Source organism: Clostridium magnum DSM 2767 (assembly GCF_001623875.1).
Classification (GTDB): domain Bacteria; phylum Bacillota; class Clostridia; order Clostridiales; family Clostridiaceae; genus Clostridium_AM; species Clostridium_AM magnum.
The window spans coordinates 157,230-174,247 of the sequence record NZ_LWAE01000002.1 but is presented as its reverse complement, the minus strand read 5'-3'; the positions used below and the strand labels follow the sequence as shown (position 1 = coordinate 174,247).

General features: G+C 31.1%; 20 protein-coding genes. 4 read left to right on the top strand and 16 right to left on the bottom strand.

The window, feature by feature from the left end:
* Positions 1-13: 13 nt before the first annotated feature.
* The 4 genes from kdpF to CLMAG_RS08450 all read right to left on the bottom strand — a co-directional run bounded on the left by kdpF (position 14) and on the right by CLMAG_RS08450 (position 3,602).
* Positions 14-91: a K(+)-transporting ATPase subunit F gene (gene kdpF / locus CLMAG_RS34915; RefSeq protein WP_139264100.1), complete on the bottom strand. Its 78-nt coding sequence runs from the start codon at positions 89-91 to the stop codon at positions 14-16.
* A gap of 442 nt (positions 92-533) precedes the next feature.
* The gene (locus CLMAG_RS08460; RefSeq protein WP_066620978.1) at positions 534-1,679 is read right to left on the bottom strand and encodes a universal stress protein; all 1,146 of its coding nucleotides are present in this window, start codon (positions 1,677-1,679) and stop codon (positions 534-536) included.
* Positions 1,680-2,694: 1,015 nt separating this feature from the next.
* Entirely contained in the window at positions 2,695-2,937 is a 243-nt protein-coding gene (locus CLMAG_RS08455; protein ID WP_066620975.1) for a YetF domain-containing protein, read from the bottom strand.
* 56 nt (positions 2,938-2,993) lie between these two features.
* Positions 2,994-3,602 (bottom strand): DUF421 domain-containing protein, encoded by a 609-nt coding sequence (locus CLMAG_RS08450; protein ID WP_066620972.1) that lies wholly within the window; start codon positions 3,600-3,602, stop codon positions 2,994-2,996.
* 409 nt (positions 3,603-4,011) lie between these two features.
* Between CLMAG_RS08450 and CLMAG_RS32345 the strand changes: the two genes are divergently transcribed.
* On the top strand, positions 4,012-4,185 hold the full coding sequence (locus tag CLMAG_RS32345; protein WP_161486945.1) for a hypothetical protein: 174 nt from the start codon (positions 4,012-4,014) through the stop codon (positions 4,183-4,185).
* Positions 4,186-4,240: 55 nt separating this feature from the next.
* Here CLMAG_RS32345 and CLMAG_RS08440 read toward each other — a convergent pair whose 3' ends face one another.
* From CLMAG_RS08440 to CLMAG_RS08420, 5 genes are all read right to left on the bottom strand, one after another.
* Positions 4,241-5,209: a permease gene (locus CLMAG_RS08440; protein ID WP_066620968.1), complete on the bottom strand. Its 969-nt coding sequence runs from the start codon at positions 5,207-5,209 to the stop codon at positions 4,241-4,243.
* 250 nt (positions 5,210-5,459) lie between these two features.
* Positions 5,460-5,699 carry a thioredoxin family protein gene (locus tag CLMAG_RS08435; RefSeq protein WP_066620966.1) on the bottom strand — a complete coding sequence of 80 codons (240 nt, stop codon included), beginning with the start codon at positions 5,697-5,699 and terminating at the stop codon, positions 5,460-5,462.
* A gap of 406 nt (positions 5,700-6,105) precedes the next feature.
* Entirely contained in the window at positions 6,106-6,771 is a 666-nt protein-coding gene (locus CLMAG_RS08430) for a hypothetical protein (RefSeq protein ID WP_066620959.1), read from the bottom strand.
* Between the two features lie 108 nt (positions 6,772-6,879).
* Positions 6,880-8,622 (bottom strand): hypothetical protein, encoded by a 1,743-nt coding sequence (locus tag CLMAG_RS08425; RefSeq protein WP_242872974.1) that lies wholly within the window; start codon positions 8,620-8,622, stop codon positions 6,880-6,882.
* A gap of 125 nt (positions 8,623-8,747) precedes the next feature.
* On the bottom strand, positions 8,748-9,290 hold the full coding sequence (locus CLMAG_RS08420) for a recombinase family protein (RefSeq protein WP_066620957.1): 543 nt from the start codon (positions 9,288-9,290) through the stop codon (positions 8,748-8,750).
* 177 nt (positions 9,291-9,467) lie between these two features.
* On the opposite strand from CLMAG_RS08420, the gene CLMAG_RS08415 reads away from it, so the two are divergent.
* Together CLMAG_RS08415 and CLMAG_RS08410 are read left to right on the top strand one after the other, a co-directional pair.
* Positions 9,468-10,931 carry a SulP family inorganic anion transporter gene (locus tag CLMAG_RS08415; RefSeq protein WP_066620955.1) on the top strand — a complete coding sequence of 488 codons (1,464 nt, stop codon included), beginning with the start codon at positions 9,468-9,470 and terminating at the stop codon, positions 10,929-10,931.
* A gap of 22 nt (positions 10,932-10,953) precedes the next feature.
* The gene (locus CLMAG_RS08410; RefSeq protein ID WP_066620952.1) at positions 10,954-11,373 is read left to right on the top strand and encodes a universal stress protein; all 420 of its coding nucleotides are present in this window, start codon (positions 10,954-10,956) and stop codon (positions 11,371-11,373) included.
* 159 nt (positions 11,374-11,532) lie between these two features.
* Here the strand turns inward: CLMAG_RS08410 and CLMAG_RS34910 are convergent, their stop codons facing one another.
* Positions 11,533-11,610, bottom strand: a complete 78-nt coding sequence (locus CLMAG_RS34910; RefSeq protein ID WP_161486971.1) for a hypothetical protein — start codon at positions 11,608-11,610, stop codon at positions 11,533-11,535.
* A gap of 178 nt (positions 11,611-11,788) precedes the next feature.
* Between CLMAG_RS34910 and CLMAG_RS08405 the strand changes: the two genes are divergently transcribed.
* Positions 11,789-12,829: a tungsten cofactor oxidoreductase radical SAM maturase gene (locus CLMAG_RS08405; RefSeq protein ID WP_066620950.1), complete on the top strand. Its 1,041-nt coding sequence runs from the start codon at positions 11,789-11,791 to the stop codon at positions 12,827-12,829.
* Positions 12,830-12,965: 136 nt separating this feature from the next.
* Here the strand turns inward: CLMAG_RS08405 and CLMAG_RS08400 are convergent, their stop codons facing one another.
* The 6 genes from CLMAG_RS08400 to CLMAG_RS08380 form a co-directional block, all read right to left on the bottom strand.
* Positions 12,966-14,084, bottom strand: a complete 1,119-nt coding sequence (locus CLMAG_RS08400; RefSeq protein WP_066620948.1) for an XdhC family aldehyde oxidoreductase maturation factor — start codon at positions 14,082-14,084, stop codon at positions 12,966-12,968.
* A 250-nt stretch (positions 14,085-14,334) separates the two neighbouring features.
* Complete coding sequence (locus tag CLMAG_RS34905; protein ID WP_423231071.1) at positions 14,335-14,469, bottom strand: aquaporin; 135 nt, start codon at positions 14,467-14,469, stop codon at positions 14,335-14,337.
* A 157-nt stretch (positions 14,470-14,626) separates the two neighbouring features.
* Positions 14,627-14,935 carry an ArsR/SmtB family transcription factor gene (locus tag CLMAG_RS08395; RefSeq protein WP_066620945.1) on the bottom strand — a complete coding sequence of 103 codons (309 nt, stop codon included), beginning with the start codon at positions 14,933-14,935 and terminating at the stop codon, positions 14,627-14,629.
* A gap of 389 nt (positions 14,936-15,324) precedes the next feature.
* Positions 15,325-15,858, bottom strand: coding sequence for a permease (locus CLMAG_RS08390; protein WP_066620942.1), 534 nt, complete (start codon positions 15,856-15,858; stop codon positions 15,325-15,327).
* A 5-nt stretch (positions 15,859-15,863) separates the two neighbouring features.
* Positions 15,864-16,340, bottom strand: coding sequence for a permease (locus CLMAG_RS08385; RefSeq protein ID WP_066620940.1), 477 nt, complete (start codon positions 16,338-16,340; stop codon positions 15,864-15,866).
* A 354-nt stretch (positions 16,341-16,694) separates the two neighbouring features.
* Positions 16,695-16,937: an ATP-binding protein gene (locus CLMAG_RS08380; RefSeq protein WP_066620933.1), complete on the bottom strand. Its 243-nt coding sequence runs from the start codon at positions 16,935-16,937 to the stop codon at positions 16,695-16,697.
* Positions 16,938-17,018 lie beyond the last annotated feature (81 nt).

The window sequence follows — 17,018 nt, the reverse complement described above, 5'->3', positions numbered from 1 at the left end:
AAAAACTAGTATTTTAAAATTTTTCAGGGTTAAAGAGTGCATAGCATAAATACACAAATAGCAAAATGGTTATTATAATTAATCCCGACATTTTTAACTCCTCCATCAATCCTTTTTATTCTCAATTTGCTTATCACACCATTCAACAAAAAATTTTAAGCATATAAATCCTATAAAGAATACTGCCGCAAATATAACATCAACCATATATGATAAACCTCCTTTGTTTTTCAAAATATTAATGTATTCAGTAGAATGCATATTCAGATTATACTTCCATTAATAGAAAAACTAAAATTTAGTATTAATCTTAATTTAAAAAACTCCAATTTGTTATAAACAATTTAAACAAAATATCTCTGTGATTCTTAGTAGTTTTTAATATTCTCTTAATTTAGCTATGGTATATTAAATTGACAGTAATGAAAAAAAGTCTTAGACTATCTATATCTGTCATTTTTAAATATCTTAATATTCCGACTTTTACACAACTTAAAAACCCCAATACTAATTTTTTAGTACTGGGGTTTTATTTATTTCAAATCATTTGGTATAACATGAACTTCTATATCCCTTGTAAGCTTCAAAAGTCTTGTAACTGTTGAGCCTCTTAATAAAGTTTGTAGTTTTGTTCTTGTACTATGGCCAATAATAATTTGTGTTATATACCTCTGAGTGGCAAACTGGGTTAATTCTCTTGATATACTCTTTCCTGTCAAATTTACAACTTCCGCCCCTAACTGCATCGCCAATTTAAAATGTCCTTCTAGGGTAGCAGCATCTTTTTCAGTCATTTTTTGGGCAAAGATTCTTGTGCTATTTACATTAACCACAATCCATTCACATTTAAATTTCTTCGCTATTCTAGCACCTCTTCGAATAAGTTTTTTAGAAGTTGGGCTAGGACTTATGCATACCATTACTCTTTCTATAACATGCCAATGTTCTTTGATTCCATGTTCTTTTCTGTATTCTTCAAGATCTTCATCAACCTCTTCAGCTGTTTGGCGGAGAGCAATTTCCCTTAATGCATTTAAGTTCCCTAGTCTAAAAAAGTTTTTTAACGCTCTACCAACGTTCTCATTTTTGTATACATATCCACCTTTAAGTCTAGTTTGAAGAGCTATTGGTGCAATATCTATTACCACTACCTCATCTGCATTTTCTATGATTTTATCTGGTATGGTTTCTCTAACAGTAACGCCTGTGATTTGTCTTACTATATCATTTAGGCTTTCTAAATGTTGAATATTTAGTGTAGAAACTACATTTATTCCTTGACTTAAAACCTCTTCAACGTCTTCATATCTCTTTTTATTTTTAGATCCTGGTACATTGGTATGTGCTAACTCGTCTATAAGTACAGTATTGGGTTTTCTTGATATTATAGCATCCGTATCCATCTCTTCCATTGCTACATCATTATACTCAACATTCTTTCTAGGCACAGTTTCAAGTTTACCTATTTGATTTTCTGTTTCTTTTCTCTGATGAGACTCCAAATAACCAATTACTATGTCTTCTCCATTCTCAAGCCTACTGTTGGCATCATTAAGCATGGCGTAAGTCTTTCCTACGCCAGGAGCATAACCTATATATATCTTTAAGCGTCCTCTTAGTTCTTCTCTTAATTTTTTTAATGCTTCCTCAGGGGTAGTCCTCTTGAAATCACTATTCATTTAACTCAACCTCTTAATATAACTATGATTTTATTTTCTATATTCATAAAATTTTAACATAACTCCCCCTTATTTCATAGTACAACTTGAAGGACGACTTTATAAAAACCTTTATATTGTAAGATATAAGTGTACTAAATCCATATTTGTAATAAAAGACCGTATCGAATTTCTCCAATACAGTCTTTTGTTATTTTCATGTAATTTTAAACTTTCTTCAAAATAATTCATTTTTAGCACCTTCCATTCGTAATTTTATATCAAATTTTATAATCGTTTGTCATAAATAAATAATAACATCATCCTTTGATCATTAAAATATTTTAAACTTTAAAAATACATTGTGGTCATAATGAATATTTTATTATATATTTAACAATTTCTATGGCGAATATCATTAAGCTATCAATATAAAAAAAACCAAGCCTATAAAAGATTGGTATCTTTGTTATCTAGTGATTTTATCTGCTCTAGACATATATGTCTAGAGTTTTAAATGACTTTTCTTTAACTTTAAACTAATCCTGTTTCCTTAATATTATTCACAAGATCTAGAACATATTTTTCAACATTATCAATAATACTTTTAACATTATCGTTATATAATCTATAATGAACTTCTAGGCCTACTTTTTCATTCTTAACTAATCCTGCATCTTTTAAAATTCTTAAATGCTGCGATAAATTTAATCTATCACTTTCATATTGAGCTATAATAAATAGTTATTTTTAATTAAATGCTAATATACTTTCTATAGTATAAGTCATTTTTAGTGAAATTTCAACGCTGACCGTAAACATTGAATTTAGTTTAATACAATAATATGAATGGTTTGGAAACCACATTGTTGCAGTTGTCATTAGCAACTATACTGCTTATACCTTATGTTTTTGTAACGGAGGGATAATATTGTTGATATATATCCGAAATTTACGATAAATAGGAATTATAAATGAAGTGCGACATAAAATATCATAATATCTATTGCTGATACGATATTTTATTGATAGGTATTTAATTATATATAGGCATTATTCCATTCGTACCATTCATATACTTTTTCAGTGAAACGTGCAGTTCTCCTTTCATATTTATTGAAGCAAAGAAAATCTCTTCTACGCTATTCATCCCGATAACTTCTAATTGCTTTTTTAACCAATTGTCCGAAAGATTAAGTTTTTTCAATGTTTCACTATATACTATACCATCAACTACTACCGGGTATGATATAGAAGGCTCTCTCTTAGTTAAATGCATATGAAAACAGCTCCTTTAACAACATCATTTACGAAATTAGTATGTGCCATATAATTTTATGGTTCTTTTTTATTTCCCTCAAACTTCTTACTACTAATCTCTTGAAAAATATTATTTTGTTCATTCTTGCTATTTTGAGATTTTACATTATCTCCTATCATTTCTCTCATTTGTGATATTTCCGCCATTAAAGTCATAAAATCCTCCTTAGTTAAAGGTTTCTTGTTTTCCTTCAATTCATATCCTAGCTGGCCACTTACCTCAATTGTTGCATATTTGACATCCTCTATTGAAGATATTCCAACTTGCCTCAAGCGAGTTTCTAGCCTATCAATAGATAGCCTTAATTTTCTTAAATTTTTTATATTAGGCGCCCCATTTTGAATAACTATAACGGCTTTACCTGCAAATAAACTTTCTAGGAAATCTATTTTAATCTCTAGATACTCCGTAATTATCATTAATATTGCCAACACAAGTGCCACTAGAAAGGTAATAAGTAATCCGTTTCCAGTTACAGGCTGAATTAACAGGGATCCTAACCCTATCATTACAACAGTTTGTGATATTGTCATTTGTGATATAGATTTTCTTCCTCCGATTCTTAATATAAATGTTCCTACAAAGAAAATAAGTGTTGACTGCCAAATCCAATCGAATTTCATTCTTTTCAGCTCCTTAAAAAAGTAATATACCTTTCTTTATTATTTTCTATTACTATTAAAGTCATTCGTTAACCTTATAAGATTTTTTGAACATATAATATAGCAAAAGTTCTTAATACCACACTATTTTGTTTTAATTAAATTTTGTTAAAGACTTAAGTGTCTTAAATATTTTTATCAAACTTTCAATGTTGACTGTGAAAATCTGGAGTAGTACTATAATTATATAATGATTTAATTAAATTATTTAAAGATTATAAGGGGGTAATATTACATGGTAACTATTCAAGAAAAGGCACTGAAATATGCTAAAAAAGTTCAAAGCAGCTTTTTAATTAGAAATAGTACTAATACTGTAACTTGTTGATCCGGAAATACGACCACAGTGGCTGGTCTCCGTGTTGAGATTGTGAAGGATTTTAGAAAAGAAGAGATTTATGACGAATATGAATACAATGGAGTTAAAATTTATATAGAAAATAGCTTAAATATAAAAGGAGATGTTTATATTTTTATTCTTTTAAAAATCCCATTTATGAAACCCATTTTTGACGTTAAAGGAATAGAAATAAAACAATATTAAATAAAACTCCTCTATGAGTAGACTTAAATCAGCCTACTCATAGAGGATTAACAAATTACGCTATTATATAATTAAACAAATATCCTGTAAATATTATTCCAATTCCAACAATTGTTACAAATACTGCAAGAAGTTTAGGTTTTAATACTCTTCTTAAAAGAATCATTTCCGGTATGCTTAGTGCAGTAACAGCCATCATAAAGGAAAGAGACGTACCCATAGCCACCCCTGCTCTTGTAAACTCACTAACCAGTGGAATCACTCCTGCAGCATTTGAATAAAGAGGTATTCCTATTGCTACAGCAACAAATACTGCAAATGGATTATCCTTACCGGCATATTCCGCTAATGCTCCTGTTGGAATCCATCCATGCATTACTCCACCTATTCCAATACCTATTATCACATATATCCATATCTTCTTAATTAAATCCCTTGTAAAATTCCAGGAATCTATTAATCTTTCTTTCATTGTTGGGTCTGGTAAATCTATATCAGCATTGATTTTCATTTCATAAACATAACCTTCAACATACTTCTCAAGTTTTAATCTACCGATAATTATTCCACTTACTATTGCTATAATTTCACCGGATACTACATATATAAGAGCTACTTTCCATCCAAATAATCCATATAATAGTCCTATTGCAACCTCATTTACCATAGGAGCTGCAATCAAGTATGAAAAAGTTACACCAAGAGGAACCCCTGCTTCTACGAAACCTATAAAAAGTGGCACTGCGGAACAAGAGCAAAAAGGTGTTACAATTCCAAGTAGTGCTGCAAGGACATGGCCTACAAAAGCACTCCCCTTATTTTTAGCAAGTATCTTCCTTGTTTTTTCAGGAGGAAAGAAACTTCTTATAAAGGTTATTGCGTAAATTATCAATAATAGCAGCATAAATATCTTTATAGTATCAAACACAAAAAAGTTTAAGGCATCACCAAGCTTACTATCTTTAGCAATTCCAAATATATTGTATACGAGCCAATCAGCAAAGATTTGGACTGGTGTAAACATAAAATCACTCCCTATTAATCATTTATTTAACCTGACTAACTTGGCGTAAGTCTTCCACTTCTTCAATTGGGAGTTCAACGCCAAGTAAGTCATGCATTCGCAGCTCTAAAATTCAGATGGAGTAAAAGAATCCCCATCTGAATTAAGATCTTGCTTCAATTTAGTATTGAGAATATATGTAACTTTACTTTAATAACTTAACTATATTATTAATTACTAATATAATATTCAAAAGAAACAGGACTGATGCCTATTTCTCGTCCTGAATATATTTTACTATCTCATCTGCTGATGAAACTTTTCCATACATTTTAACTTTTTCGTTTATTACAATTGCTGGCGTTCTCATAACTCCGTATGCCATAATATCTTTAATGTCTTCAACCTTTATTATCTCTGCATCAACGGCTACCTTCTCCACTGCTTCCTTTGTATTTGCATAAAGTTTTTTGCAGTTTGTACATCCTGAACCTAAAATTTTAATTATCATATTTATCCTCCTCATTTTATAGAACTTTACACCAACTATTTAATGTTTTAATTATATTGTAAATTACTAATATAATGATGTCAATAAACTTCTTTCCTCATTAATCTACAATATATGACTATAAAAAATATATACCAAAATAGGTTAATGTTAATACCTATAACATCGGATAATATTTCCATATACTTTAAATATGGCCCCTTCAGCATATTTAAAGTATATGGCCACAATTACTGTTTATCCGATGACTACCCGCTCTAATACTCCCATACGCACTCTGTGAAAGCGATTCACACAAAATTATAGATTTTGGTTCTCTGCTTTTCTTTAAAGCGGGAGTAAAGAGCGGCTACGTCTCTGGATTCGTTCAACTAAGAATCAGGTGAGGTTTGAAACCCCATCTGATTCAAGTTTCCACTTCATCACCGATACTAGGAGAAGCTGTAAAGTATACGAATCCGCCCCCTTTTGTTGTGGTATTATACCATAAAATAAGATCAATTTTTTTAATTAATCCTTCATCTAAAATATTTACGAATATATTTTGTCCATCTTCTGTATACTCTAAAGAAATTATAGTAACCCAATGCCATTCTTCAAGATGTTTTTCATCACCATTACATAAATTTAGAAATGCTATTGGAACATCTTTTAACAGTGCCCCCTCTAAAAAATTCAATATTTCTGATAGTTTAGGCCGATTAGACTTATCTTCAGGCAAGTCACAAAAGGAAAATTCAACATCTATACCTTTTGATTTTGTATAGGAAATAACTTTCTCATAAAACATTTTAGTTGTAGGTATACCTTCTTTGGTTGGAGTAACATACTCCCAGACTTCTTCCATAAAGGATATACAATTTTTCTTTTTATACAAGGTTTGTCCTACTTCAAAATTATTAGTTGGATAATTTATATATAACATAATATTAGATGTTACAGTTGGACCACATCCCGAACGACGCTGCCATAATGTATTGTACCATTCTTGACTGCAGCCATAATATACTTCATTGAAATCTTCATCTAATACTTTGAATAAATTCGGATTTGATATTGACTTTGTAATCATATATACCCCCCACTTATTAAACTCATCAAATACACATATGCCTTATGAAGCATATGTGTATTATATTTTAGAAAATACTCTACCGTCAAGGAGATAAAAATTACCTATTCAAATTTTTACGATACCATTTAAGCCCTTATTTGATAACCAATGAATAGTCTTGTTATCAAAATTAGTCTCAACATAATCATTGATAACACTAATGTTTATACTCAGCTCATTATTTCTATGCTTTAGTATATTAGCTAGACATATGGCCTTTTCAAAACCATCTCCCATTTGATAGTTACATACTTCATCCGGTTGGGCCATCCGTGGGCCGTCATATATGGATACGTTAGGCATACTCTCCAATGTACTTATAAGTTCATCTTCACCTAGGTCTTTATACTTAGCAATTGCAACAGGGTTTCGCTCTAAAGCCGCTTTGATAAAAGGCCCCCATTGGGTCCTGGAGAAATCTCTTAAGGCGTAAAAAGCAAGGTCTGCAGAAATATTCTTATCTCTAATAGATTCTAAATAGCTAATAATATCTTCCCGGTTCATTTCCGTCGATAACTGTATTGGTTCTGACTTGATAAAGTCTTTATTCTTTCCCGGAAACCTTGGGTTTATATTGCAAAATTCATACAAAGAGGACAGAACCTCTCTTTTTTTAGCTATTGGCATATTATCGCAATGAAATTGATCCATTATACTAATAATGTCCTTCTCATCACTAAAATCTACCTTATGAGTTTTAAAGAATTCATTAAATTTATTAAGACATATCCTATCTTGTATCGGTTCTTGAAAAAATTCATACTCGTCAATCTCAGATAGTAGTTTTTCTCTTGTGCTCTCGTTAACCTTAAAAGAGCTAGTATGCTCATATGAATAGGCCTTTTCAGCAGTAATATACCTCTGCCTACCATGGCATTCATACTTAATCTGAAAGCATTTTTGAAGATAGCTCTCTTGTCTTAGAAAATTGCACAATATCTCATAATTTATATCACTTACAAGGAATTTCTTAAGTTTTTTTTCAAGGTTAATATATACCTGATGATTTATGGTTGCCTCAGGATATACCACATGAACAAAACCTGTATTATGAGAAATGATTGTAATTTGCTCATTTCGCATTGCTCTTTGAGCCTTTGCTGTAAGTTCAGTACCATTAAACCACATGTTTTTAGTAACAATCCTTCTATTATTTGTTACTACTCCATCCTTTACATCTATAAAGTTTTGTGAATGAAGTGGAGTTGCAAGTAGGTATATGCTTTCAAGTGGTATTTTGCATATTATAAACAGTGCAGCAGCATAAAGAACAGATAGTGACACACATTCACCTGCACCCTTTTCATAGTCCTTTTTGTATTTGAATGCATTCATTGCCTCTACAGTTTCAGTCTTCCAATAAGGAATCATATTAGAGTCATATTTATCAATACCAAAATGTCGTCTAATATCCATACTAAAATAATATTTGTCCCCTTCATAGCCAAATAAGGCATTACTCCTCTTTATTGTTTCAACATCCATAAAGGGTTCAAAACGTGCTATTTCCTTCTCCTTAGTTGTAAGCCCCCAAGTATCAATATCCAGATTAAAATCATAATTATCCATTATATACTGCTTAAGTCTTAATATCTTCCTATATGGATTTAAATTGTCAATATCCTTAAACCACTTGTCTTTCTTCCATTCCCATATAATCGGAGACATTATATTCGCAAGCATCAGACTATATAGAAGTTCCGGGAATATAAATATCTCCATATCTGATAGAGTGACTGCTGATGAATATTTTTCTATATCCTTATTATTAAAAATGGTAATCACATCCTTTTTAATGCTACTGAGCACAGGGGAGATTTTTAAGCCTTCTCCATCAACTCCATTTCAGTACATTTTTTTATAATTTAAAAATAAAAGACTATAGAATTAATTATATTTATAAATATCAATATATATAACATTATTCTAATGTTTTAATTTTCTAAATATCTATATAGTGTAGATTTACTAATTCCCGTTTCATTCCTTATTTCTTCTAAACTATATTTCTTACTTTGATACATATTGATAGCACGTTTTACATTTTCATCAGATTTTTTTGGCCGACCTGCAGCTATTCCTTTTTGTTTTGCTTCATCTAATCCTTGCTTTGTTTTTTCACTTATTACATCACTTTGGAATCGAACAAGGTGTTTTACAATATCAGTAAAACCATACCCAGTGGTACAACTCGTATCAATACCCTCTGTAATAGACTGGAAATAGGCACCTTTTTCATTAATTACATCTAACAACTCCACTAAATGGCGGGTTGAATCAGCTAAGACAAAAAGTTTGGTAACAACTATCTTATCCCCTTTATTAAGGTTGCTTATCATATTTATTAGTTCAGTTCTTCTTTTCGCTGATGAATGTTCTTCTATAATGATAGTAGAACATCCTACTTTCTCTAGATTTTCTCGTTGCTCCTCACATTTAAAATCTTCTCCATATGGTCTCATATATCCAATTAACATAAAATACTCTCCTACACTCAAAACGTTTTCTTTAATTATATCATAATTTTATTAAAAAATCAGTTCCAAAACCGTTCCTTTTTAGGACGAAATGTGTTAAACTATTTCTGGTTGCGACAAACTTAGCCCTTTTGGGAGTTAAAAGTGAAAAAATAATAAAAATGAGGTGTATAAAGATTGATTGAAAAATTAAAAAAAGAATGGTTTTCAAATGTTAGAGCAGATATTCTTGCTGGGATTGTAGTTGCATTAGCATTAATACCAGAAGCGATTGCATTTTCCATCATTGCAGGAGTGGATCCAATGGTCGGATTATATGCATCTTTCTGTATTGCAGTTATAATTTCCTTTGTAGGTGGTCGTCCGGGAATGATTTCCGCGGCAACAGGTGCTATGGCATTGGTAATGGTGCCTTTAGTGAAAGACTATGGTCTTAATTACTTATTATCAGCAACAATATTAACTGGTATTATACAGGTTATCTTTAGTATATGTAAGATAGCAAACTTAATGAAATTTATTCCAAGACCTGTAATGATCGGATTTGTAAATTCATTGGCAATCTTAATTTTTATGGCTCAGGTACCCCATTTCATTGGGATTTCAAAACTGACTTACGTTTTCGTTGCAATTACATTAGCTATTGTTTATATATTACCTAGATTCGTTAAGGCGATTCCTGCTCCGCTTATAGCAATTGTTTCATTAACAGCTATAACTATTTTTATGGAGCTGGACTTACGAAGAGTTGGAGACTTAGGAACTATCACAAAATCTTTTCCTACTTTTTTCATACCAGATGTTACGTTTTCCATTGAGACCTTAAAGATAATTTTCCCATACTCTGTTGCTTTAGCCATTGTTGGTTTATTAGAGTCTTTGTTAACATCATCTATTGTAGATGATATGACTGAAACGGAAAGCAATAAACACATAGAATCTAGAGGTCAGGGAATTGCCAACATTATTACTGGTTTCTTTGGTGGTATGGCAGGTTGTGCGATGATTGGACAATCCGTTATTAATGTGAAATCTGGTGGACGTGGTAGATTATCAACTTTTGTAGCAGGACTATTCTTAATGTTTTTAATTATTGTACTAGGTGATTTAGTTGTACAAATTCCAATGCCTGTGCTTGTAGGTATTATGGTCATGGTATCCATTGGTACTTTCGACTGGTCTTCTTTCTCTTACTTAAGGAAAGCACCTAAGAGTGATGCTGCTGTTATGCTGACAACAGTTATAATTGTAGTTGCAACCCATGATTTATCAAAGGGTGTTATTGCAGGTGTTGTATTAAGTGCTCTGTTCTTTGTGGCTAAGATTTCAAAGATACAAGTAATTGAACGAAAAGAAAACCAAAATATTATATTTGATGTGAGAGGACCGTTGTTCTTTGCATCCGTTCAAGGATTTATAGAATCATTTGATTTTAATACAGAAAATACAAATATTATTATTGATTTCTCCAATACACATATCTGGGATGATTCAGCTGTAGGAGCCATTGATAAAGTAGTTATTAAATATTATGATACTAATAATAAAGTCACTATTCGTGGTTTAAATTCTTCTAGTAAAAAACTCGTAGATAGACTAGCTGTATATAATAATGCAACTGCAAAATTATCAGCACATTAATATATGATTAGGAGGTTCAAAAATGTACAATAATATATTGCTATCTGTAGATGGTTCAGAACATTCACTTCGAGCAACACAAGAAGCAATAAAAATCGCTTCACTAGTGGACAAATGTATGATTGAAGTTGTAGTTGTAGTTGATTTTTCTCAATCAAAGAGTGAAGTTCTTCATTCTCAAGGGAAAGAAGAGTTAGAAATGTCTAGAGGAAAGAAACTTTTACCTATTGAAGAAAAGCTAAAATCCAGTAATTTATCTTATGAGCTTAAGATATTACGTGGAGAACCTGGTCCGACAATTATAGACTACGCAAATAAAGGAAACTTTCAGTTAGTTGTTGTAGGTAGTCGCGGTCTTAACTCATTACAAGAAATGGTATTAGGTAGCGTTAGTCATAAAGTAGCAAAAAGAGTTCAGTGTCCTGTTTTAATTGTTAAGTAGCAACAACTCATACAGTTGTAATGAGATCCAAAACAGGAACTCTAAGATTTATTGAAGCTCATCACGACATAAATAGGAGCAGCTTAATGGTAATATAATAGTAAAAATTCCTTTATCATTTGAATAAAGGAGTTTTTACTATTTTGAAGTTAGATATTCTTAGATTCCCATGATTATTGGAAAAATAATAGGTCTTCTTCTTGTTTTATTATACAAGAATGCTCCTAAAGCATACATTATAAATCAATGCTACCGGATATATTTAATCTTTGGGTTCTGAGTTTTACATTGACATTAATATGTAATCGTATTACCATATGAGTATATGGTAATATACAACAAAGTAGTTGCATTATATGTTTCCATTTGCCCTTAACTGAAAAGGGCTTAATTTAAACTATATGGGGGTGTTGATATGTCAATAAAAAAATTATACCTAGAGCTTACAGATAAGTGTAACTTAAATTGTAAGATATGTTATAGAAAATCATGGGGACAAGATTTTTATGACATGAAGCAGGACGTACTAAATAAATTGATAAATGAACTAAACGATCACTCAGACTTAAAAGAAATAGTTATCGGTGGTATAGGAGAGCCTACATTCTCTAAACATTTCAAAAAAACCTTAGAGCTATTAAAGAATTATAAACTTACAGTTACTACTAACGGTACTTTAATGAATGAAGAATTATCAGAGTACTTTATAAAATATGTTGATGTAGTAACCATATCTATTGACGGATTATTTGATAAGTATAAAGAAATAAGAGGAACTAGTTTAGACTTAATTATCAAAAACATAAACATGCTTAATAAATTAAAAGATAAATTTTCTTCCAGAACACCTCTTATAGATATACAGTTTGTCTTATCTAACCAGAACATAGCTGAAATCTTTAAAGTTATGGATCTATCATCCGACTTAAAAGCAAATAAATTCATAATTTCAAATGTTATTCCACAAAGCGAAGAAAATAAGGATAATATATTATACACTAGATATGAAAATAAAAATATAAAAAGCTTATTTAACGAACTTACGGTTCATGCCATGCACAAAGGAATTAAGATAGCATTACCTAATTATGAATTAAAAACAATACGAAGATGCAACTTTATAGAAAATTCGGCTGTTTTCATATGCGCTTCTGGAGATGTGTCTCCTTGTTACAGATTTTCCCACGACTGTACCGAGTATGTTCTTGGTAGAGAAAAGCATATAGATAAATTTACCTTTGGAAATATAGAAGTTGATACCTTACTTAACATATGGAATATGGAAGGATATAAAAGTTTTAGGGAAAGAATTCTACATAACTTATATCCTTCCTGTATGGACTGTAACCTAGTAGATGGGTGTGATCATGTGAACAATACTGATGCAGATTGTTATTCTTTATCCCCTGCCTGTGGAGATTGTTTATGGAGTAGAGAATTTGTTCAGTGCCCTTAATTAATTCTAAAAATATTTGCGATATGGATTAAAGCTAAAAATAATAGGCTATGCACTAAAGATAGTCAATTTAGTGTTATAGCCTAATTTTATATTCATCATTTAAAGGAATCACGAAATTCCTAGTAGTAATGCTTTAATCTCCTGTATCCAGAGAAAGTATCTTACAACAAGTACCAGAACCACTACTTTTTTGTTTAGCCTTGGCATTTTCCCCTTCTGATCTCACCTTAATTAGTTCTCCTACAATACTTACCGCTAATTCTTCCGGTGTTTCTGCACCTATGCTAGTCCCAATTGGAGCATAGACACGATTAATCTCTTCTTGTTTATACCCCTGGCTTAACAGTTTATTAAAAACCTGATCCCGTTTACTTCTGCTACCTATCATGCCAATGTATCTAGCATTACTACGTAACACCTGCTCTAAGACAATTTTATCGTAAAGATGTCCCCTAGTTACAATTACTAAATAACTATCTTCATCAATCCCTAAGCTTGGTAAAGTATTAAATGACTCAATAACCTTGACTTCTGTAGGCTCCGGAAATCTCTCACGATTAGCGAAATCCGCACGATCATCTAATACCACTGTTCTAAATCCAACATTCTCACTTAAAGGGGCAATTTTTTGCGATACATGGCCTGCTCCAAAAATATAAACTGTTCCTGCCGGACGCAAAGGTTCTACTAGAAAGCGTTGATTGTCAAATGCTTCGGCATGTATAGATATTTTAGCCGGGCCGGTTATAAGCTTCTCTAATATGTATGGGTCACAATCAATTTTACAAATAAGAGTTCTATCTGATTTTACTATGCATTGTTGCCTCCTAACGTAAGAAGCCCCAGGAATATCCTCTAATACAGTAATAAGCCATGCTTTCTCCCTCTTCTCCTGAATTTTGAATGCTGTCTCATAGATTATTCGATTATTTTCAGCATGAGCATCAATGAAGTCTATTAGTATTTCACCTTTACCGCCACAAATCATGTCCATTGCAGCTACATCCTTGTTAGTGAGGTCAAATGACTGCATTACTGTTTGTTTTAAAGTCAATGATTCCATGGCAAGACGTATAGCATTAGCTTCTAGACGTCCTCCCCCTATAGTACCAACAATTGAGCCATCCCTTCGCACTATCATTTTTGCACCGGCGGTACGTGGTGCCGAACCGGTTTTGTCAAAAATAGTTGCTATGGCAAAACTCTCTTTCCTTTGTAAAAGTTCCGTAATTTCTAAATACAACTCTTTCATTTATAACTCCCTCCCATTTATCAATTATAGGATAAATTTTACTCTTTAATTATAGTGTTTTAAATATATTTTTACCTTGTCTTAATCGCATTGTTTTAAATCGTTTACACTTAAATTTTATACCATACTTATTGATAGTTCAATCTAAATTGGTGTTTAAAAGAATTTTTTCAAAATTTAAAGTTAATTATAAAAATAAAAGCATTTCCTATAAAAAAATCCTTAACCTCAGTTATTTATAGCCATTTTATTAATCTTCAAATAAATATAAACCAGCCCCTAGACACGCACCTATCATTGGTGCTAGTATGTGCATCCAAATATATCTATAATCTGAAGAAACTATTGAGGGTCCTAATGACCTAGCTGGATTAAATGGACAAATAAAAATAGAGCCTGAATTTCCTTTTTGATCAAGCTCTATTTAATAAACATATCTAATTACGAGGTAATCTCCATTGAGACCATCTCATATTTTTGTTTAATATTGAATAGATAAAACTATTGTTTGCTTATAATTTTCACATAACTTCTCTTAAACTTTATACTAATCCTGTTTCCTTAATATTATTCACATAATCCAGAACATATTTTTCGACATTATCAACAATATTTTTAACATTATCATTATATAATCTATAATGCACTTCTAGTCCTACTTTTTCATTCTTAACTAATCCTGCATCTTTTAAAATTCTCAAATGCTGAGATAAATTTGCCTGACTGTATTCAAACTCCTCATTTAGTTTACATACGCATTTAGGTCCATTACATAAAAACTTCATTATTTTAAATCTTACTGGATGACCAAGTGCCTTAAATATTTTTACCGCTAAATCGTCTTGATTCAAAGTTCTTCCTCCTTTATTATCGTCATCTCTTATTTGGATTCATCTTTTTGCATTAAATTATAAAAATAATTATTTTTAATTAAATACTAATATACTTTATATAGTATAGGTTATTTTTATTAAAATTTCAATGTTGACTATGAATATTGGGAACAGTACTATAATATTATAATTAAAAATTTATTAGGATGACTTGTAATTACTAAATATATTAAAATAGCTGTATTTCACTAGATATAAAAAGGAGCAAAAGACTTATGCAGGATTTCCTCAGCATATTTCTTTGCTCCTTTGTTTTATAAAAAAATTTGTATATAATTTTTCTTTAAGAACGTCTATAGGTTTATGTAAGTTAGAATTGGTATTAATAAAATTGTATTTAGCTTCCTTTATAGACTTTCTGCTTTCTTATATATCTTCTTGATTTCATCTTTAGAAACAAATGCTGCTAGTAGGTAAGCAATTATTATAATTCCTGGGATATCAATTAACAATCTTGTGACTGCAAACTTACTTCCAATTGCAGACATTTCAAACAGAAACATAGGTATTTTAGTAGTGGACCATGCCCCTATAAATATAAGAATATTACTGAACTTCACTCCTTTCTTCATAAAAACTGCAGCTACAGGAAATGCTCCATAAAGTGGACCTGCTGCTGCTGATCCGAGAATTATCGATAGAATAATCCCCTTAATACCAGAACCTTCACCCATATACTTCATGATAGTTTCTCTTGGAACCCATATATCAAGCAGTCCTAAAAGCACAAAAACTGGCGGTATAACTAAAGCCATTTCTTTAAAACTGTATCCTGCAATACTAAAGGATTTAAGTCCAATCTGAACATTAAAAGCAGTAATGACACATACTATAATTATCATTCCAATAAAATACTTATATCTTTTTAATAGTTTTTTCATATTCTTTAAACCACCTTTCCAATGATATATGCCACTAAAAATGAAAATATAAAAGCAAATACATTCCTCAAAACTGTTAGCTTCTTACCAAAATATTTTATTTCAACGGGCATAGTTACAATACCTACCATCATTAGCGTAGAAAGAAAAGCACCTATCTGCATAGTTCCTGCACCATTTTGAAGTAACATTGCTGCTGTAGGGAAAGCAACAAATCCAGGTATTAGTGTTACCGCTCCAACTATGGCTGCAATTACAACTCCAAAATAGCCAGAATTGTTTCCAATAATCTTTGATATGACCTCTGGATTCAATATTGCCAGTAAAACTCCCACAAACATTATAACTGTTAAAAATTCTGGTAAAATATTTTCAAATGCCTTCCATGCTTTTTTTAGTGCCATTTTAGTTTTTTTCTTATCCTTGTGATATGAAATAATTAAAAGGATTATTGTTATTCCATATAAAATATAATTTCCCATTTCAATCTCTCCTTAAAGTTTAAAATTCTTATATAACTGCACTCTTAAACTGGTCATCGGCTACTCCTTTATCCTTTGCTACATCATATAAGGTCTTTCCAGATTGAGAAGCCTTATTAATTTCGTCCTCAGTTACTCCAAATTTACTTTTAAGTACATCTGTTACAGCATTGAAAAATATTGAAGACCTTAATAACCTAGTAAATTATATGAATAAATAGGTAGATATTAAACAAAGCCTGTACTCCTTTTGGAGCAGGCTTTATTTAATGAACAATTTGCAAGTAAAGGATAATATATTGAAACTCTAGATATCTCCATATCACTATTTTTATCTAATACAGCCTTATTTCATTAGCAGCAGCCACCACAACCACAGCCCCCTGCTTTTTTCTCTCCAGTGTCTCCTGCATACTGAATAGCTTCAGCAGGACATAAACTTTGACATCCTCTACATCCTTGTACACAACCTTCATTATACACAACCACAGGTTTAGTTCCCTCTAATTTGTATACTCCGTGTGAACATTTGTTAAAGCAAGCCCCACATTCGATGCAATTTTCTTCATTAATAATTGGATACCAATTTTTTGACATATTAAATTCCTCCTCAATATAAATTAACCAGAACAACAGGTTAACTTATTTTTAAAATATTATTTTAAGATATACTTATTA